Here is a 17,410-nt window from a genome sequence, read left to right as displayed (position 1 = left end):
AAAATTATTATAGATTATGAATAAAATGGAAATATATTTTTCATCTCTTAATATGATGAAAAGCGTCCCAAATCTAGGTAGTTTATGGGACAACAAAAACAATTTACTATTTACTCGTCTTAATGGAGAAGTAGATATAACAGATGTTTTAAATTGGGAAAAATCTCTTTTAAATACTTTAGAAACCCTATTAGATAATAGCATTTTTAAAATTTACATTGACTTACTTGGATTTAAAGCAATAGATGTTGACACACACAAAAGATTCAGAGAAATAATTCCTTTAACGTTATCAAGATATGGTTGGAGAGTTGGATATTTAGATCTATTTGATGAATCAAAAAATTTAGAGCTATCCAATAACCGAGGTATAAGATGCGTTGCCGCGGCACATATTCACCATGACGTTTCAAAAATTAATAAATATCAATTTATGTTCAGCACAAATTCGGAAGGGTATTTCAATGGTGCTTCTGAAGCATTTAAATGGATATTTGATCTAAATATAAATAATAATAAAACAACCCATGAAAACAGAAATTAAGCTTGTAACATATTTTACATTATTAATCGGATTAATGGCTTTCTTCGCCTGTGATAAAGGTGAGGACATTAGCACTAATCCAATTGGCAACAATATTTTCTACAAAGTAGACGGGCGTACAATAGATGCCGGAAGCCCACTACAAATTGAAATAGATATTAATAACGATCAGATTTTAGACTTTTTAACTTTCAGTGCTTTAACATCGGACCAAAATGGCGACCATTTGTACTTTGGGATAAAACCAATTGATTCCAATATGATTAAAAGTGGTTTACCTAATGATAATTATTACCTGAATCTAGGCTTAATTGTAGGTGAAGAGTACAAAAAAACAATTAATAATGAAGTTGCCAATAATCAAACTTGGACTTCAAGTCGTAATTTTCTGGTTATAAAACATACTGAGAATAATGGAAATTCGTGGTGTGAAGGAAGTTTGAAAAATGAAAACGAAATTTATATTGGAGTTAAGCATGTTGTTAACCAAAAAGAACATTATGGTTGGTTAAAGCTACAATTTAATAGAACACTCGAACGTGTTACTTTAATAGAGTACGCCTATAATCTTGACAACAACACTCCTATTAAAGCTGGTCAAAAAGAATAATCACTTTATAAGTCACATATCAGTTATTATATAATAATTAATTATCTATAAAATAGACAGATGCCATGACAAGTATTCAATTAATTAGAAATGCCACTGTAATGTTTAATTATGCTGGCAAAAAATTTTTGATCGATCCAATGTTAGCCAAGAAAGATGCTTATCCTGGATTTCCAGGATTAACTGGTTCAAATCAAAAAATTCCAATGGTAAACTTACCTGTTTCTACTAATAATCTTTTGGATATAGATGCCATTATTGTTACGCACCTACATCCAGATCATTGGGATGAAGAAGCTGTTAGAATTCTTCCTAAAAGCAAGCCTGTATTTTGCCAAAACATACAAGATGCTAAAACCGTTATGGCTGATGGGTTTACAGATGTGAGGGTAATTGATAAAAACACAAACTATAACGGCGTACTCTTAAAAAAAACACAGTGCCAACACGGTTCAGACGAAGCCTATAATAATTCACAAATCGCATCAATTTTGGGGCAATCTTCAGGACTATACTTTAATAACTTAGGCGAAAAGTCAGTCTACTTTGTTGGTGATACTATTTGGATTGATGAAGTTGAACTAAACCTCCTCAAATTTAAACCAAATATTATTGTATTAAATGCAGGATTCGCAATACTAGAACCTTTTGGTCCTATAATTATGGGTAAAGAAGATGTTTATAAAGTACACCAATTGTTGCCTGAAGCTATCATTATAGTAATTCACCTTGAAACTATAAACCTTTGTACATTGAGTAGAATAGAACTGCATGAGTATATCAATGATATAGGGATTTCAGACCATGTTATTATACCTGAGGATGGACAAACACTTAAATTTATTTGACAATATACAGTAGGAATAATTTAATTTTAAAAGTAATGTGTTTTGCATTGATCAACAATCTGGCATTTATTTCCAAAAAACATTTATTTATTGAATTTGCTCAAAACAATTGCTTTTTAAGGTTTAATGATTAATGATTAATGTAAACAATAGCTATTAAATTCTAGCCATCATTAAAAAACAATACCCTATGATACTAAATGATAAAAAACCAGCCTTAATATTAATAGACATACAAAAAGCTTTTTTAAATGAAGCTTACTGGGGAGGTAATAGAAACAACAAAAACGCAGAAATTATATCTGGAAAAATTCTGAAAAAATGGAGAAAATTAAAACTGCCTATTTTTCACATCAGGCATAGTTCAACAAACCCAAAATCACTGTTACATACTTCAAATGAAGGTTTTAAATTTAATTCGCACGTATTACCAATTAAAGGAGAGCAAGTAATAACAAAAAGTGTAAACAGTGCTTTTATAGGAACTACTTTAAAAGAAGAAATTGACAAACAGAAAATTAACACTCTAGTGATAATTGGTATTACTACTAACCACTGTGTATCAACTACAGTTAGAATGGCTGGAAATTTTGGTTATGAAACCTATTTAATTTCTGATGCTACTGCTACATTTGACAGAATAGGGATAAATAATCAGAAGTATAATTCTGAAATAATCCATAAAACCTAATGAATGAAATATAATATTTGATAAATTAGTATTAAAAAAATTGAACTATGTCATTAGAAAGTATTGTGAAATTTTTGACTGAAACCGACAAATTAAAATTAGTGGAGCGTCACACAAGTCCTATCGATTCTCCACGTAAAGAAAATGTCGCCGAACATTCTTGGCAGTTAGTGCTCATGGCTATTCTTTTAAAAGATTATGCAAATGAAAAAATAAACATAAACAAAGTTGTAAAGATGCTTATTATACATGACTTGGTGGAGATATATGCTGGCGATACTTTTTTATTTGACAACCAAAATAGTCATGATAATAATGATCAGGAATTACATGCAGCTAAAAATCTTTATAAAATCTTACCCAAATCAAATGAAAATGAACTTTATGGTTTATGGTATGAGTTTGAATATGGAGACACTCCCGAAAAGCACTATGCAAAGTCTATAGACCGTTTTGCACCAGTATTATTAAACTTCAACAATAAGGGGGGCACTTGGAAAAAACATAATATCTCATATGAAAACTTAATAAATAAACTAAATCCTATAAATAAGGGTTCAGAAAAATTATGGGAATTAACTTTAAACTATCTAGATAAATTAATCCAAGATGGACACATACGTTGTGAAAAGTAATAATTATTCATTATGGCTTTTAAGTGCTTCGTCACTTTTCTTTTCTGCAAGCTACAATATATTATTACCAGTACTACCTTCATACCTAATACATATTGGCGGCAAATCTTATTTGGGGTTAATAATACTTCTTTTTACAATTGCGGCACTTCTCTCGAGGCCTTTAAGCGGTAAGCTATCTGATTTAAGAGCCGGAAAATACGCTATTTATATTGGATTATTTGTTACCATATTTGTAAATATATTATACCCATGGATTGATTTTGTTTTAGGCTTTCTTATATTAAGATTCATTCATGGTTTCTCTACCGGATTTGCACCAACAGGCTATACTTTTTTTATCAAAAACAATTTTTTTAACCGCGGTAGAGCAATAAGCATTCAAACAGCATTTTATTCAGCAGGAATGGCTTTTGGCCCAATGTTTAGCAGTCTTATTCATGTTCATTTGGGTATTAATTATGTGTTCTTATTTGGAGCTTTACTAGGTGTAGTAGCAATACTGATGGTTATTCCTTTAAAAGAAGAAAATAAACAAAAAATTGCAACAATAAAAGTTTCTAAATCTATACTAGATATGTGTATCTGGAAACAATCGCTTATCATGTTTTGGATATACCTTGGATTTGGAATTTTGTTGATTTCTTCGTCAATACAGGCTAACAAATTAGGATTTGATAACAAAGGAATCTTTTTCGTCTTTTTCTCTATAAGTACAATCTTCATTAGACTTCTATTCAAAAACAAAATAGAGGGCCTACCGTTAAATAAATTACTTTTATACGCCACTTTAATGTTGGTTTTTGCTTCATTATTATTTTCACTTTGGGAAAATAAAACTGCGTTTGTAATTGCATCTTTATTTTATGGAGCATCAATGGGGATCTTTATTCCTGTTTTAAATTTATGGTCTTTAAATGAAAATTCTGGAGAAGACGGCAAAGCTTTATCTACCTTATATATTTTTATGGAGCTAGGAATAGGATTAGGTTCTTTATTAATAGGAAAACTTATAATTGAACACCAATCTGCATTTGTATATATATTTTTAGTTTATGGTATTATTTCCTCTATTCTACCAATACTTCTAAAAAAAGATATAGGATAAATTACTTTACTAAATTCTTATTAAATGAAGCTCCCTTTTTGAATAGAGCATAAACTGAATTAGGTTCTCGAAGTCCAACATTCATTGATATTTCATTAATATTCTTATTTTTTTGAGAAATCATTTCAATAATTTTATTTATCCTAATATCTCTAATCATTTGATAAGGCGTTATTCCAAATGTTTGCTTAAACACTCTTAAAAAATGAAACCTAGACATATACACTTCTCTGCTTAAATACTCCAGATTGAGTTGAGGGTCATTAAATTGACTGTAAATTATATCCTTAGCCAAAAACATTCTTTTAAACAATTCTATTTTAGTACTGCTTTTAGTCCCTTGAATATTATTAATTAATCTTAGATTTTCTCTATTCAAAAAAATCATATGATTAACTATATTCATAATATAAGTTTCATCATCCTGTTGATTATTATAATTATTGAGCAAAAATGTAAATGCCTCTGGCTTAAAATTTATGTGACTAGTTAAAACATCCCCGTCCCATATATCAAAAGGAAAATCGAGTAACTTTCCATGATCTTTAGTAAAAGCAGCATTTATACCATGATAAGTTTCTATACTAAGATGAACATTCAAAATCTCAATAGGTAAACTGTAATCTATTATATAATCAAAAGTTTGAAAGGGAGTTAAAACCATAAATGTATTGTTACATATTTTTAACTTTCTATTTTTAAGATTAATATGGGCAACCCCCTCTTGATTTATAGATAAAATTGAAAATGAACTCTCAGGAATATTCGATGAGTGCTTATTTACTGTTGTATGTATAACAATATCAGGCCATTTTATAGAATTTAATCCTCCATCCGATACGATATTCTTTAATTTATTCTTTATCTCTTGACTTGGAAATTTATTTGCTACAATCATATATCAATAGTTATGCTTGCAAAAATATACCAATCGGTATATTTTTGCAAGCACTTTTAAAATTTAATTAAATAAATTATAAAAAAATCTACTCAATTTTGAATAAGAGGTGTTGGAGGAGGTACAATATTCTCGATTGGCTTAGTACTTTTTAAAAAATCAAAAATTGCTCTTAGATCCGTTTCACTTAAATCTTTATAAGCTTGCCACGGCATTGGAGGTAGTAAAGGTCTTCCATTTTCTAAACCTTTATATTTTCCTTTTCTAATAGCCCTTTCAAACTGTTCAAAAGACCATGTCCCAATACCTGTATCATCCGATGTGATATTCGCAGTATAAGAAATCCCCCAAGGCCCTACAGAAGATGTCATATCACCACTAAAAAGCACCCACTTTTTTGCCAATTCCAGTTCTGTATTACTGAGTTTTGGCAATTCATTGTTTGAATTAAAGCCAGAAAACAATCGACTTTCATCTAATACAGGGCCATTAGGAGTGAACAATTTTGGAGTATGACAGGCAGCACAATCCATTATACCAACTAAATACTCTCCTCTTCGTACAGATTCTTCAAGCTGAATCTTATCTCCTAACTTCACTGTATCTACTTCCGTATTTTTCTTACAAGATGCTATGATTAAGGATAACAATAATGCTTTAAAAATAATATTTTTCATTTTTCTTTTTTTAACTTAATAATCAAATTCAACGTTATATTAATTATGATTTTGTAATAAACATACACACAAAAACAAGGCTGTATTTGTAAACTACTATTAATAATTGCTAATTTAAATGCTATATTTTTTTAAGTATTCAACAATAAAAGCAATATTTTTCACATGCTTAATTTATTGACATTTACTGGACAAATCTATTTTTTTATACTATTCTTAATTGATACTAAATGACCTATTGACAAGAAACGTCAGGATTCCAATCATAAAAAATTCCTTTTGGATTTTCCCTTTCAGTCCATACATGCAAAGCCCAAATTTCCTGATCCATATTTTTATGGAATTTTTGAAAAAATAATTCTGGAGCTTCCTTACTTGACGGATGAATACCAAAGGGAACAATATATTCCACTCCAACTAACTCTAAATCTTCACTATTCTTCTTCTTTGCAAATAAAAGCACTTGCGGTTCCTTATGGTTCACTCTTCCATCCATATATTCCATACGAGCAATGTGGTATCCCATAGCTCCTTCGGTGGGATGTTCAACGCATTCCGAAAGAGCTTCATCCCAACCTTTTTCAGCTGCTTTCTCAGTTGTACGTATATCAGAAGTTATATTTCTGACTTCGTTTAACTTTTCTTTAATAACCTCATCTTTAGACAACGTATCGTCATCATTGCAAGACATAAAAAATAAAGCGCAAGAATAAATCCCACACATTAATAAAACAAGATGTTTTCTTTTTAACATAATAATTAATTTTAAACTATTTATTTAACTAATCCAGTATTTAAAAAAATTTAATTTTTCTGCAAAGGAAATAGTATGTTCAAAGAGTTTACTATTCAAAATTGCTAATTTAAAGTATCAACAAATCAACAACAGTAAACCTCAAAAATGAATCTAAAAAAGTTTATTATAAAAACGGCATTGAAAAGCTCTAAAGAAACTGATAATTAATTAAGCTCAGTCAAGCCCTTTACCTGGTACTTACAACACTCCCACTTCTCTCAACCAAACAATTATTTATTTTAAATATGTCCAACGACAATTGGGATAAAATTGAGGACATTGGTGAGAGTACACTCTCCCCTATCTTAAAACATCATATCATCACAACCAAGGACATATCCAAAAAACACTAACAGATGGTTTACAATCTGCTGCAAGTTTAGAAAGTGATAATCTAGTGTTTACAAAATCCACTGACAAAATCACCATTAAAGATGGTTCTGGAAATGAAAATATTGAAATCTCATATTTTGATATCAAAACAAAAAATGAAATAATTCATGTTATTAAATCGGTACTTATACCAAATACTGAAAATTAATATAGTGGATATTCTAAAAACAAATGCAGAATTCTATAAATTCTAAACTAGTTAATAGCAACTAATTTTAAGTAAGCCCATGTTTTTTAACTCCAAGAAAATTATGGGTTTCTCTATTAAAAAAATAATTATAAATTCATCAATGAAAACAAAATTTTTGGATACACTAAGAGAATAATAAATTACAATATTTCAGCTATTGATATTACAAAGATTGTTCATGCTTTTATTACTGATTATGAATTCCAGTTAAGAAACGTTAGAAATTGTGCTAACAATACAACTGTTAAATACATCAAAAACTTCAATAAAATTATAAAGATATGTTTGGCCAATGACTGGCTAGATAAAAACCCATTTGCAAACTACACATCTGAAGTTATAGAAGTGGAACGAGTTTACCTTACTGAAGCTGAACTTCAATCAATTAATTTATGTCATTTGTAATAATGAAGATGAATCATTTTTTTAAAATAACCGATGAATTTTCCTCAAGCAAAACATTAAGTTTCATAAATTGGGTTGGAGTAAACTGTGAAAACTCTTTAAAATCTCTGCAAAAATGTGACTGGTCGCTATAATTTAATTTGAAAACAATATCACTGAGCACATTTGATTCTTTAATTAATTGTATCGATTTTTCAAATCTATTAATTCTTAAAAATTGATTAGGTGTTAAACCAATATTGTTTTTAAACCTTCTTTCCAGTTGCCTTTCAGAAATTTTAAATTTTTTCAAAAAACTATGCACATTACTTTCCTTAATCTCATTTTGAAACGTTTCCCAAACTATTTCGTTAAAAGCATCATATTTTTTTATCTGGTCTACTTTGTCATTAAAATAATCTATCAATAACTGGATTCTTTTATTTTTTTCTTTAGTATCAATCATTTTTTCAGTAAATGATTTTGGCAATAAGAAATTAACTTCTGGTAATTCATTCAACAATTCGTAAGCATCAATACCAAACAATTGCTTTATCGCATAGGGATAAAAACTAACTCCTGTAATGCTTATACTTGGTTGTATTCCGCATTCGTAAGGCATTATATTCAACCCACTAAAATAAGCCAATGGTAAAAAGTCCTTGCCATTATAAATCCCTGAATTGCCATTGTTATGTTGAAAAACAATTCTTGGATATCGTCTTGCAAAAACCTTAAAAACATGATCATTGTCAACCATGCTATTATATTCAATTACCCAAAAAAAGCGAATAAATTTTCTCAAATTATGGGGTGGCAAAATTTGCTCTACGTACATAAATACACTTTATAATTTATATAAAATTAATTTAAAACACCTAAAATCAAAATTTTAATGTCGGTTTTATTCTATTATAAAAGATATACTATAGTTAGTTTTGGTAACGTTTAGTTGGCTTTTATACAATTGGAGGTTGTAAATAAAATCAAACTGTATTAAAAAATAATAAACTACCATCTATCATAACACAAAAAGAATAATAGTGATAAATCAGTCAAAAATTAGAGAACTATTTTTGCCTATTCAACCCACCGTAAAAAAGTCAGGTGAAAGTGTTCAATATTGTGAATATCTACCAGATGTTACCCTTCAAAATGTAATATTTTGCTATTGGGAATTGAAAACCACTAAACCACTAGATACTCCATTTACTTATAGAGTTGTTGCTGATGGCTGTATTGATATTTACTTTGAAATAAATAATATTCAAGAAAGTTATGTCATGGGCTTTTGTAATAAATATACCGAGTTTGAACTAAAAAATTCATTTCATTATATAGGAATAAGGTTCTTGCCAACAATGTTTCCTCAAGTTTTTAAAATAGATGCTTCTCAACTTAGCAATCAATATATAAACTTAGAAATAGTTTCTAATGAAACTCATGCTTTCCTAATGAACTCATTGCATGCTGTTTCTGAATTTGATATTATAAGAAAAAAACTTGACTATTTTTTTAAAGATCTAATCTCAAGAACGGCATTCAATTTTGATACAAGGTTGTACAATGCCATACATGTAATTCTTCAACAACAAGGTGTGCTCAATATTCAAAAAGATTTGAATGTTGGCATTAGCAGTAGGCAGTTAAGAAGATTATTTGATCTTTATATTGGCACCACACCTAAATCCTTTAGTAAAGTAGTTAGATTTCAAAACATACTTAGAGCAAAACCTTCTTCTAAAAGTCTTAAAGAAAATAAATTATTTTACGATTCGGGTTATTACGACCAAGCGCATTTTATCAAAGAATTTAAAACTTTTTATGGCGTAACTCCAACCAAAGCTTTTGGTAGGTAATATGTCCATTTTTTACAATATTATTAAATGAGATAATCTCAAATTTGTAAAAACATTAATTTATTTAATATGAAAACATTATTAAGTCTAATAATTTTAATTAACACCGTAATCACTTGTCATTCACAAACCAAACACAACATGAATATGAAACTAAACGCAGGCATTGTAACAGATAAAATGGAAGATACTAAAAAATTCTACACCAAAATTTTAGACTTTGGTGTCACTTTTGAAAATGAGTTTTATCTCTTAATGCACACTCCAAACAAAGAAAATGAAGTAAGTTTTTTGATGCCGAATCATCCAAGTCAGCAACCTTTATTTCAAAAACCTTTTACAGGAGAAGGTATGTATTTGACCATTGAAGTAGATGATGTGGATAAGATTTATAACGAGCTAAAAAAGCAAGGTGTAAAAATTGAAATTGACATCAGAGATGAACCTTGGGGCGACAGGCATTTTGCAATTCAAGACCCCAACGGTATTGGAATCGACATAGTTAAATATTCACCAAAAAATTAAGAATCAATGACAATGAAAACAGACAAAAACAATTCCAAAGTTATCGCAGTAATGTCAATATCTCTTGATGGTTTTGTTGCAGACGATAAGGATGGTGTAGAAGAAGTTTTCGATTGGTACTTCTCTGGCGATATAGAAATTCCTGCTGGTGGAGCAGATGCAATGACTTTTCGACTCTCTCGTTCCAGTGCAAATCATTATAAAAGTCTTGTAAATGAACTTGGAGCTGTACTAACCGGTAGACGCACCTTTGATGTTGCCGAAGGATGGGGAGGAAATCACGGTTGGGGATCAGCATTCGTGCTGACTCACACTATTCCCGATGGCTGGCCAAAGCCCAATTCGAACGTAAACTTCGTTACAGATGGTCTAGAATCTGCCATCAAACAAGCTAAAAAGGCGGCAGCTGGAAAAGCAGTTGCAGTTCATGGAGCTAATACAATCCAACAATGCCTAAACGCTGGTCTACTCGATGAAATACACATTGACATGGCAGCAGTTTTTCTAGGTTCTGGAGTTCGGCTCTTTGAACATCTCGCAAATATTCCGTATGAACTTGGCAATCCGACCGTAATTTCGGGTTTAGGAGTCACTCATTTACGTTACCCAGTAATCAATAAATAGTACTGATTTACTTATATCCATCAAAAATGAAATAACTATTGATAAAACAGAAAATTTTAAAAAAAACGAAAAATATTTGCGTAGTTAAATGGCTTCATATATATTTGTAGTCAAATAACTTCATAATGAAATTAAGACGAGACATATTTCAAGCAATTGCAGACCCAACAAGAAGAACCATATTAGTTTTGCTTACAACGCAAACTATGACAGCTGGAGACATTGCATCAAATTTTGACACAGCTAGACCTACGATTTCTAAGCACATTCAAATTTTAAACGAGTGTGAACTTATAGAATCTCATCAACAGGGTCGAGAGATTTATTATCAAATAAAAATCGATAAAATGAAAGAAATAGATAAATGGTTGGAACAATTCAGAAAAATTTGGGAAAACCGCTTTGGCCAATTAGACAATTTATTAGCAACACTTAAAAATCAAAAAAATGAAAAGTAATTTACAATTCGATTTCCTAGTAGATAAGGAAAATAACACGCTTACTATCATAAGAGAGTTTAATGCAGAAAGACAATTAGTTTGGGATTGTTATACCAAACAAGAGTTGTTGGACCAATGGTTTGCGCCAAAACCATTTACCACCAAAACAAAGTCAATGGACTTTAAAAATGATGGACATTGGCATTACGCAATGATTGACCCAGATGGCACAGAATATTGGGGTTATACCAAATATCACGATGTAAACCCTATTGATTATTATCGAACAATTGATGCATTTTGCGATAGTGAAGGCACCATAAATCAAGAGCTTCCTACGGCAAACTGGAAAGTGACTTTTAATGACAAGGGCGAAAATGCCACAGTTACAACTGTGGTTACTTACGATTCGTTAAACGACCTCGAAACAGTGATCAATATGGGAATGAAAGAAGGTATGATTTCAACACTGGAGAAATTGGATGAACTATTAGAAACATTAAAAAAGTAAAAAGATGAAAAATAAAATAATTTTCGTTGTAAGTCTGTTATTCGGGCTTATGTTTATCAACGCAGGACTTAATAAATTTTTTAATTATATGCCAATGCCTGATGATATACCCAAAAATATGGTAAAGCTAATGACTGCATTTATGGAGATTGTTTGGCTTATGCCATTGGTAGGATTTGCAGAATTTCTTGGTGGTTTATTATTTGCCATTCCTAAAACAAGAGCACATGGTGCCATCGTAATTTTCCCAGTAATGATTGGTATACTTTTAACAAACATCATTTCTGCTCCATCAGGTTTGCCTATTGTACTAGTATTACTTGCCATAAACCTTTGGATTATCTATGAAAATAAAGAAAAGTATTTTGTACTAATTAAATAACAGCTTAAGAACAATTACAATGAAAAAGTTTAATTCAGATGTAGATGCTTACATAGCAAAGGCAGAAGATTTTGCGAAACCAATTTTAGAACATTGGAGACAATTAGTTCACGACACTTGCCCAAATGTAGATGAAGCCATTAAATGGGGAATTCCACACTTTGACTATAAAGGCGATTTTATGTGTGTAATGGCTTCCTATAAAAATCATTGCTCGTTCTCATTTATTAAGGCCGAATTAATGAAAGATGAAAGGTTGAAAGAAAGCAAAGACCTGAAACCCATTCAACGTTTTTTGGGCAAAATCACAACGCTATCCGATTTACCGACAGACAAAGAATTTGTTAATTTTATTAAAGAGGCAATGGAATTAAACGAGAAAGGAATTAAGGTCGTAGCGAAAAAGTCGGACAAACCAAAAGTGATTGAAACACCTGATTACTTTACTGAAAAATTGACAACGAATCCCAAAGCAAAAGAAATTTTTGAAACCAAATCCGATTCATTTCGCAAGAACTATTTAGTTTGGATTATAGACGCAAAAACAGAAGCCACACGGAATAAAAGAATCGAGCAATCTTTGGAATGGATAGCGGAAGGAAAAGATAGGTTTTGGCAGTATGCTAAAAAATAATCATAAAAACATTTGACTCTTACGCAACGTCATACTCTAAATTTGCATCTACGCAAAAAAAATAATGGAAAGTGTTTATTGCTCTCTATTATCGAATACTTATAAATAACAATTCATTTTTAACAACACTGTTATCTCTTTTTACAAATCAAAGTCATGAATAAAAAAATAACATTTTCAACTACTACAAAAATTCACGCTTCTAAAGAATCTGTTTGGGAAATATTATTGTCGGATGATTTATACCAAACCGCTTGGGATGCAAAACTTAAAACCTCGTGGAAACCTGGCACCAATATTCAATTTAATGGCACTTGGGAAAATGTGGAATATTCAGATAAAGGAATGGTTCAGATTATCGAAAAAAATAGTTTTTTAAAATTTTCTTATTGGAGCTCCTTTTGGAATGCCCCAGATATCCCCGAAGAGTATTGTAACATATCATATAAAATTAATTCATTGGACAATTTCAGTTGTGAACTCACAATTTTTCAAGAAGGTTTTAGAGATGAAAAACATTATAATGATACAGTAGAACTTTGGAACCATACTTTTAGCATTATTAAAAGCAAATCGGAAGAGCTTTATTTAACTACTTTAAATAACAAGGTTTGTGATAAACTGATTTCTATGGTTGACTCAATTTCTCATGAATTATACAACAAACCCGTACCTAATGGATGGAACATTGCACAAGTTATAGAACACATAATAATGGGCAATTCTGATTTAAAACAATTTTTAACAGAAAAACCTCTTGATTCTCCTACTTCCTATGACATTCATATTCCAAACATAAGGGCTATGATGTTAAACGAAAAAGACAAACAAAAATCTCCTGATTTTTTAATACCATCATCTAAAAAGTATGATAAAGAAAACCATAAAACACAACTTGCTAAAATACAGTCGGAAATAAACGATTGCATTCAAACCCTTGATATGTATAAAAAATGTGGAGCTTTTGAGCTTCCTCCTTTTGGTTTAATGAGTGTTTATGAATGGTTAAATTTTTCTGTCTTTCATATTTCACGACATGTAAATCAAATTGATCAATTAGTTAAAAAACTATAACAAAAATGATCTACCTAACTCAAATTATTTATATTAATACCAATGAGGAAGCTGCATTTCATCAATTCGAAAATGTAGCCATACCATTAATCTCTAAATACAATGGACGGTTGTTGCTTCGGTTACGTCCTACGGATACAAATGTGATTGAAAGCAATATTGAAACGCCATACGAAATTCATATCGTAGAATTTGCCAGTCAGAAAGATTTTGACAGCTTTAAAATAGATAAAAAAAAAACAAGATTTTACACTTAAAGGAAATATCAATAAAGGAAACAATACTGATTCAGGGGAGCAAGATATGAGCAAATTTAATTTTAGTTTGTTTGAAGGAATAAAATAATCATAAAAACATTTGACTCTTACGCAACGTCATATCTTTTCTTTGCATTGTCATTTTAATTAATTATTAAATGAAAAAGTATTCAGTGAAAGATTTATCAAAATTAGCTGGTGTAAGCGTTCGTACACTACATCACTATGATGATATTGGGTTACTAAAACCAGCAATCCGTACCGAGGCCAAGTACAGACTGTATGGGGAGAACGAATTGTTGAAATTGCAGCAAATTCTTTTCTATAAAGAACTCGAATTCACCCTGCAAGAAATTATCGGCATTTTGGAAGATCCTAATTTTGATTTGATTCAAGCGCTTGAAAATCACAAATGGGCCCTTAAATCCAAACAACAGCAAATTTCTTCAATGCTGAATACAATTGAAAAAACAATGTCTAATTTAAAAAACAAAACAATGATTACAGACAATGAATTGTATGAAGGATTCTCCAAAGAAGAAAGGAATGAAATCCGTAATGAAGCCATTGAAAAATATGGTAACAACACCATTAAAACAAGTGAGAAGTATTTAAAAAAACTTTCAAAAGAACAACTTGAACAACTGAAAAAGGAGCAACAAGACATATTTAAAAACTTGTTCAGACTATCTTCAAACAGTCCAGAAACTGAAGAGGTTCAATTAGAAATTGCACGCCACTACTCCAATATTAGAAAATTTTGGGGAACAGATGGTTCTTCAGATGCCCAAAAAAAAGAGTATCGAGGATTAGGCAAACTTTATGTTGAAGATCCTAGGTTTACATTTATAGATGGTGAACCACAACCTGAATTTGCTAAATTTCTTTCTGAAGCAATTCGCTTTTTTGCAAATTCACAGTTAGATTAAAAAATAATGGAGGGAGGTAATTTTTGTTGAGTTGACTTCCTCCAATATTTTTCAATATCCTTATTAACATTCCGATTATCACACGAAACTATTTTATTAAAATCAAACTATTTTTCAGAACGGGCAAATATTTAAACCAAATACACAATACTTAAAAAATCACTCAAATGTATTAGAGAAATAACTAAAATAACAATCAAGTTTGCTTATTAGATAATAGCACTGTTTAAATAATCTTTTCAAGTTTGATCTATAGAATAATTTATAGTTTAGGTTAAATAATTTTCTTCAAATATTTACGTTTGTATTTAAATTAATACAACAACTACAAAAAACATTTAAACTTAATGAAGCAAATACATAAATATGGTATCCAATAATTTAAATTATTTATTTGTAATTGTAAACTTTAGCTCACTTATACTTCTTTCGTTTTTAAGTATCTCAAATCCAATGAGGGCAAATAAAATTGCCAATAGGTTATTCGGTATATTATTTTTGTTATGGGCTTCTTTCTGGATAGATGAAATCATATTGCTTATATCTGACATTGAGTTAAATCAAAAATGGCGGATTTTTTTTAGAGGATTTCAGTATTTTACACCTATTTTGTTTTATTTCATTGTGTTGTTTTATTCTAATCCTAAGTTACAATTAAAAAAAATAATATTTCCACACTTTATCCTACCCATCATTTATATTGCTTTACTGTATGCTTTCAGCATATCACATTACCAAATAATAAACTACATCCTTTTAGTTTTAATGCTAGGTCAGACCTTCTTTTATATCACTGCTTCTTATTTTATGATTAGAAAGCATAAGAAATTCGTTATGCTTTATTCGTCTCAAACAAATGAAATTGATTTAACTTGGCTTGAAAGAATAGCGGTAGGGCTTCTTGTATGTGTTTCAATTATTATTTTGTACAATGTTTTTTTTAATTTTGAACGATTAAACCTTGCTTTAAATGTGATAATACTTATTGCAATTTTCTATAGTGCTTTCCATTGTATGAGACAAAAGGAAATTTATCCTTTCAAAGAAGAAAAAATCAAAGAAATTATATCTTTAAATACAGAATCAGAGATTGACGGATCCCTAAAAAAAATTGTATCGGATGAAGAACTGATTATATTTAAGTCCGAACTTTCACAATTAATGCAAAATAAAAAGCCATATCTTAACTCTAATCTTAACTTACTAAATCTTGCCGAATTGTTTGAAACATCCCCTCACAAGTTATCCTACATCATTAACTCGGGTTTCAATATGAATTTTTATAATTTTATAAATAAATATAGAGTTGAAGAAGCAAAATCATTACTACTCAACGCAAAAATGGATCAATACTCCTTAATAGCTGTTGCATTCGAGGCTGGTTTCAATTCTAAAACTACTTTTAATACCACTTTTAAGAAATTTACAAATCAAACACCATCAGACTTTAAGAAAAGTTGTTCGACTTTATAAACTCAACCTTTAAAATATAATTTAATGACTGATTATCAGTAAATTAAAATAACACCCTAATATAGGTTCATATTTATAAATCGGCACAACTGAACCTTACGCTCCCTGTATTTTTGCTCTATAAAAATTAATTTTATGGAATTAGAAAAAAAAGCAGAAGAGAAATTTGTATTAATAACAGGAGCAAGTCAAGGACTAGGAAAAGCATTCGTTAATGAATTGGCTTTAAGAAAAATGAACATCATTATGGTAAGCTTACCTAATGAAAACATTTCATTTTTATCAGATGAAATAGCCTTAAAATATGGTGTAAAAACGTACTACTACGAAACTGATTTGACCCTATATAATAATGTAGTAACACTAACCAATTGGCTAAATAAAAACTTCAATATTGACATTTTAATCAATAATGCCGGAGTTGGTGGAAGCAAAAAATTTATCGAGGCAGATGTAAATTACATCAATTCTATTATACAACTAAATGTAGTTGCAACATCAATTCTAACCCATCAGTTGTTACCAAATCTGATGCAACATAAGCAATCATATATTTTAAATGTTTCTAGTATGGCTGCTTTTTCGCCTATTGGATATAAAACTGTTTATCCTGCTTCCAAAAGTTTTATTTATTCTTTTTCGCGTGGATTATCCGAAGAACTCAAAGATTCAAATGTATCCGTAAGTGTTGTAAATCCTGGAGCAATGAAAACTAATAATGAGGTAAAAGCTAGAATTGAAAAACAGGGCATTTTAGGAAAATTAACATTGTTAGACCCTAAAAGAGTAGCGAAATTATCGCTTCAACAATTATTTAAAAATAATAGTGTAATTATAGTAAATCCTTTAAGTTATGCTATTCTAAAAATTTTACCAATTTGGATAAGATTACCCTTAATGACTAATGCAATTAAAAGAGAAATTTAAT

The 17,410-nt window shown here is 30.0% G+C and carries 23 protein-coding genes and 1 pseudogene; 20 read left to right on the top strand and 4 right to left on the bottom strand.

The window, feature by feature from the left end:
* Nucleotides 1-16 precede the first annotated feature (16 nt).
* The 6 genes from J8H85_RS14515 to J8H85_RS14490 all read left to right on the top strand — a co-directional run bounded on the left by J8H85_RS14515 (nucleotide 17) and on the right by J8H85_RS14490 (nucleotide 4,436).
* Nucleotides 17-544, top strand: coding sequence for a hypothetical protein (locus tag J8H85_RS14515; RefSeq protein WP_209655934.1), 528 nt, complete (start codon nucleotides 17-19; stop codon nucleotides 542-544).
* Nucleotides 528-1,154: a hypothetical protein gene (locus tag J8H85_RS14510; protein WP_209655933.1), complete on the top strand. Its 627-nt coding sequence runs from the start codon at nucleotides 528-530 to the stop codon at nucleotides 1,152-1,154. Before J8H85_RS14515 ends, J8H85_RS14510 begins: the two co-directional genes overlap by 17 nt.
* Before the next feature lie 65 nt (nucleotides 1,155-1,219).
* Complete coding sequence (locus J8H85_RS14505) at nucleotides 1,220-2,002, top strand: MBL fold metallo-hydrolase (RefSeq protein ID WP_209655932.1); 783 nt, start codon at nucleotides 1,220-1,222, stop codon at nucleotides 2,000-2,002.
* A 190-nt stretch (nucleotides 2,003-2,192) separates the two neighbouring features.
* On the top strand, nucleotides 2,193-2,693 hold the full coding sequence (locus J8H85_RS14500; protein WP_209655931.1) for a cysteine hydrolase family protein: 501 nt from the start codon (nucleotides 2,193-2,195) through the stop codon (nucleotides 2,691-2,693).
* Between the two features lie 47 nt (nucleotides 2,694-2,740).
* The gene (locus J8H85_RS14495) at nucleotides 2,741-3,328 is read left to right on the top strand and encodes an HD domain-containing protein (protein WP_209655930.1); all 588 of its coding nucleotides are present in this window, start codon (nucleotides 2,741-2,743) and stop codon (nucleotides 3,326-3,328) included.
* Nucleotides 3,303-4,436 carry an MFS transporter gene (locus tag J8H85_RS14490; RefSeq protein ID WP_209655929.1) on the top strand — a complete coding sequence of 378 codons (1,134 nt, stop codon included), beginning with the start codon at nucleotides 3,303-3,305 and terminating at the stop codon, nucleotides 4,434-4,436. Before J8H85_RS14495 ends, J8H85_RS14490 begins: the two co-directional genes overlap by 26 nt.
* Nucleotide 4,437: 1 nt before the next feature.
* On the opposite strand, the gene J8H85_RS14485 is transcribed toward J8H85_RS14490, so the two are convergent.
* The 3 genes from J8H85_RS14485 to J8H85_RS14475 all read right to left on the bottom strand — a co-directional run bounded on the left by J8H85_RS14485 (nucleotide 4,438) and on the right by J8H85_RS14475 (nucleotide 6,765).
* Nucleotides 4,438-5,334 carry a helix-turn-helix transcriptional regulator gene (locus J8H85_RS14485; protein WP_209655928.1) on the bottom strand — a complete coding sequence of 299 codons (897 nt, stop codon included), beginning with the start codon at nucleotides 5,332-5,334 and terminating at the stop codon, nucleotides 4,438-4,440.
* Between the two features lie 92 nt (nucleotides 5,335-5,426).
* Nucleotides 5,427-6,011: a diheme cytochrome c-553 gene (locus J8H85_RS14480; protein WP_209655927.1), complete on the bottom strand. Its 585-nt coding sequence runs from the start codon at nucleotides 6,009-6,011 to the stop codon at nucleotides 5,427-5,429.
* Between the two features lie 235 nt (nucleotides 6,012-6,246).
* Nucleotides 6,247-6,765 (bottom strand): hypothetical protein, encoded by a 519-nt coding sequence (locus tag J8H85_RS14475; protein WP_209655926.1) that lies wholly within the window; start codon nucleotides 6,763-6,765, stop codon nucleotides 6,247-6,249.
* A gap of 370 nt (nucleotides 6,766-7,135) precedes the next feature.
* On the opposite strand from J8H85_RS14475, the pseudogene J8H85_RS19190 reads away from it, so the two are divergent.
* Nucleotides 7,136-7,348 (top strand): annotated as a pseudogene (locus J8H85_RS19190) (fasciclin domain-containing protein); the annotation flags it as partial.
* Nucleotides 7,349-7,486: 138 nt separating this feature from the next.
* The gene (locus J8H85_RS14465; RefSeq protein WP_209655971.1) at nucleotides 7,487-7,795 is read left to right on the top strand and encodes a phage integrase SAM-like domain-containing protein; all 309 of its coding nucleotides are present in this window, start codon (nucleotides 7,487-7,489) and stop codon (nucleotides 7,793-7,795) included.
* Between the two features lie 13 nt (nucleotides 7,796-7,808).
* Here J8H85_RS14465 and J8H85_RS14460 read toward each other — a convergent pair whose 3' ends face one another.
* The gene (locus tag J8H85_RS14460) at nucleotides 7,809-8,612 is read right to left on the bottom strand and encodes a helix-turn-helix domain-containing protein (RefSeq protein ID WP_317195013.1); all 804 of its coding nucleotides are present in this window, start codon (nucleotides 8,610-8,612) and stop codon (nucleotides 7,809-7,811) included.
* Between the two features lie 205 nt (nucleotides 8,613-8,817).
* Here J8H85_RS14460 and J8H85_RS14455 point away from each other — a divergent pair, with 205 nt between their 5' ends.
* The 12 genes from J8H85_RS14455 (at nucleotide 8,818) to J8H85_RS14400 (ending at nucleotide 17,409) form a co-directional block, all read left to right on the top strand.
* A complete protein-coding gene (locus J8H85_RS14455) occupies nucleotides 8,818-9,633 on the top strand; it encodes an AraC family transcriptional regulator (protein ID WP_317195012.1) in 816 nt (271 codons plus the stop codon).
* A 147-nt stretch (nucleotides 9,634-9,780) separates the two neighbouring features.
* Nucleotides 9,781-10,158 (top strand): VOC family protein, encoded by a 378-nt coding sequence (locus J8H85_RS14450; protein WP_209655969.1) that lies wholly within the window; start codon nucleotides 9,781-9,783, stop codon nucleotides 10,156-10,158.
* Nucleotides 10,159-10,170: 12 nt separating this feature from the next.
* A complete protein-coding gene (locus J8H85_RS14445) occupies nucleotides 10,171-10,782 on the top strand; it encodes a dihydrofolate reductase family protein (RefSeq protein WP_209655924.1) in 612 nt (203 codons plus the stop codon).
* A gap of 125 nt (nucleotides 10,783-10,907) precedes the next feature.
* On the top strand, nucleotides 10,908-11,240 hold the full coding sequence (locus J8H85_RS14440; RefSeq protein ID WP_209655923.1) for a metalloregulator ArsR/SmtB family transcription factor: 333 nt from the start codon (nucleotides 10,908-10,910) through the stop codon (nucleotides 11,238-11,240).
* Nucleotides 11,230-11,733 carry an SRPBCC family protein gene (locus J8H85_RS14435; RefSeq protein WP_209655922.1) on the top strand — a complete coding sequence of 168 codons (504 nt, stop codon included), beginning with the start codon at nucleotides 11,230-11,232 and terminating at the stop codon, nucleotides 11,731-11,733. The genes J8H85_RS14440 and J8H85_RS14435 overlap by 11 nt, the downstream gene beginning before the upstream one ends.
* Nucleotides 11,734-11,737: 4 nt before the next feature.
* On the top strand, nucleotides 11,738-12,115 hold the full coding sequence (locus J8H85_RS14430) for a DoxX family membrane protein (protein ID WP_209655921.1): 378 nt from the start codon (nucleotides 11,738-11,740) through the stop codon (nucleotides 12,113-12,115).
* 19 nt (nucleotides 12,116-12,134) lie between these two features.
* Nucleotides 12,135-12,749, top strand: a complete 615-nt coding sequence (locus tag J8H85_RS14425) for a YdeI/OmpD-associated family protein (protein WP_209655920.1) — start codon at nucleotides 12,135-12,137, stop codon at nucleotides 12,747-12,749.
* A gap of 156 nt (nucleotides 12,750-12,905) precedes the next feature.
* Nucleotides 12,906-13,823 carry a DinB family protein gene (locus tag J8H85_RS14420; RefSeq protein ID WP_209655919.1) on the top strand — a complete coding sequence of 306 codons (918 nt, stop codon included), beginning with the start codon at nucleotides 12,906-12,908 and terminating at the stop codon, nucleotides 13,821-13,823.
* Nucleotides 13,824-13,828: 5 nt separating this feature from the next.
* The gene (locus J8H85_RS14415) at nucleotides 13,829-14,080 is read left to right on the top strand and encodes a hypothetical protein (protein ID WP_209655918.1); all 252 of its coding nucleotides are present in this window, start codon (nucleotides 13,829-13,831) and stop codon (nucleotides 14,078-14,080) included.
* A 158-nt stretch (nucleotides 14,081-14,238) separates the two neighbouring features.
* Nucleotides 14,239-15,009 carry a MerR family transcriptional regulator gene (locus J8H85_RS14410; protein WP_209655917.1) on the top strand — a complete coding sequence of 257 codons (771 nt, stop codon included), beginning with the start codon at nucleotides 14,239-14,241 and terminating at the stop codon, nucleotides 15,007-15,009.
* Between the two features lie 453 nt (nucleotides 15,010-15,462).
* Nucleotides 15,463-16,482, top strand: a complete 1,020-nt coding sequence (locus tag J8H85_RS14405) for an AraC family transcriptional regulator (RefSeq protein WP_209655916.1) — start codon at nucleotides 15,463-15,465, stop codon at nucleotides 16,480-16,482.
* A 135-nt stretch (nucleotides 16,483-16,617) separates the two neighbouring features.
* Nucleotides 16,618-17,409 carry an SDR family NAD(P)-dependent oxidoreductase gene (locus tag J8H85_RS14400; protein WP_209655915.1) on the top strand — a complete coding sequence of 264 codons (792 nt, stop codon included), beginning with the start codon at nucleotides 16,618-16,620 and terminating at the stop codon, nucleotides 17,407-17,409.
* The last annotated feature ends 1 nt before the right edge of the window (nucleotide 17,410 follow it).

This window comes from Mariniflexile gromovii (assembly GCF_017814435.1).
Classification (GTDB): domain Bacteria; phylum Bacteroidota; class Bacteroidia; order Flavobacteriales; family Flavobacteriaceae; genus Mariniflexile; species Mariniflexile gromovii.
The sequence above is the reverse complement of the archived record's forward strand: the minus strand, read 5'-3'. Positions and strand labels throughout refer to the sequence as shown.

What these genes read in the sequence shown, in the direction of transcription:
- J8H85_RS14515 (WP_209655934.1), top strand. Translation starts at nt 17, where the DNA reads ATGAATAAAATGGAAATATATTTTTCATCTCTTAATATGATGAAAAGC.
- J8H85_RS14510 (WP_209655933.1), top strand. Translation starts at nt 528, where the DNA reads ATGAAAACAGAAATTAAGCTTGTAACATATTTTACATTATTAATCGGA.
- J8H85_RS14505 (WP_209655932.1), top strand. Translation starts at nt 1,220, where the DNA reads ATGACAAGTATTCAATTAATTAGAAATGCCACTGTAATGTTTAATTAT.
- J8H85_RS14500 (WP_209655931.1), top strand. Translation starts at nt 2,193, where the DNA reads ATGATACTAAATGATAAAAAACCAGCCTTAATATTAATAGACATACAA.
- J8H85_RS14495 (WP_209655930.1), top strand. Translation starts at nt 2,741, where the DNA reads ATGTCATTAGAAAGTATTGTGAAATTTTTGACTGAAACCGACAAATTA.
- J8H85_RS14490 (WP_209655929.1), top strand. Translation starts at nt 3,303, where the DNA reads ATGGACACATACGTTGTGAAAAGTAATAATTATTCATTATGGCTTTTA.
- J8H85_RS14485 (WP_209655928.1), bottom strand. Translation starts at nt 5,334, where the DNA reads ATGATTGTAGCAAATAAATTTCCAAGTCAAGAGATAAAGAATAAATTA.
- J8H85_RS14480 (WP_209655927.1), bottom strand. Translation starts at nt 6,011, where the DNA reads ATGAAAAATATTATTTTTAAAGCATTATTGTTATCCTTAATCATAGCA.
- J8H85_RS14475 (WP_209655926.1), bottom strand. Translation starts at nt 6,765, where the DNA reads ATGTTAAAAAGAAAACATCTTGTTTTATTAATGTGTGGGATTTATTCT.
- J8H85_RS14460 (WP_317195013.1), bottom strand. Translation starts at nt 8,612, where the DNA reads ATGTACGTAGAGCAAATTTTGCCACCCCATAATTTGAGAAAATTTATT.
- J8H85_RS14450 (WP_209655969.1), top strand. Translation starts at nt 9,781, where the DNA reads ATGAAACTAAACGCAGGCATTGTAACAGATAAAATGGAAGATACTAAA.
- J8H85_RS14445 (WP_209655924.1), top strand. Translation starts at nt 10,171, where the DNA reads ATGAAAACAGACAAAAACAATTCCAAAGTTATCGCAGTAATGTCAATA.
- J8H85_RS14440 (WP_209655923.1), top strand. Translation starts at nt 10,908, where the DNA reads ATGAAATTAAGACGAGACATATTTCAAGCAATTGCAGACCCAACAAGA.
- J8H85_RS14435 (WP_209655922.1), top strand. Translation starts at nt 11,230, where the DNA reads ATGAAAAGTAATTTACAATTCGATTTCCTAGTAGATAAGGAAAATAAC.
- J8H85_RS14430 (WP_209655921.1), top strand. Translation starts at nt 11,738, where the DNA reads ATGAAAAATAAAATAATTTTCGTTGTAAGTCTGTTATTCGGGCTTATG.
- J8H85_RS14425 (WP_209655920.1), top strand. Translation starts at nt 12,135, where the DNA reads ATGAAAAAGTTTAATTCAGATGTAGATGCTTACATAGCAAAGGCAGAA.
- J8H85_RS14420 (WP_209655919.1), top strand. Translation starts at nt 12,906, where the DNA reads ATGAATAAAAAAATAACATTTTCAACTACTACAAAAATTCACGCTTCT.
- J8H85_RS14415 (WP_209655918.1), top strand. Translation starts at nt 13,829, where the DNA reads ATGATCTACCTAACTCAAATTATTTATATTAATACCAATGAGGAAGCT.
- J8H85_RS14410 (WP_209655917.1), top strand. Translation starts at nt 14,239, where the DNA reads ATGAAAAAGTATTCAGTGAAAGATTTATCAAAATTAGCTGGTGTAAGC.
- J8H85_RS14405 (WP_209655916.1), top strand. Translation starts at nt 15,463, where the DNA reads ATGAGGGCAAATAAAATTGCCAATAGGTTATTCGGTATATTATTTTTG.
- J8H85_RS14400 (WP_209655915.1), top strand. Translation starts at nt 16,618, where the DNA reads ATGGAATTAGAAAAAAAAGCAGAAGAGAAATTTGTATTAATAACAGGA.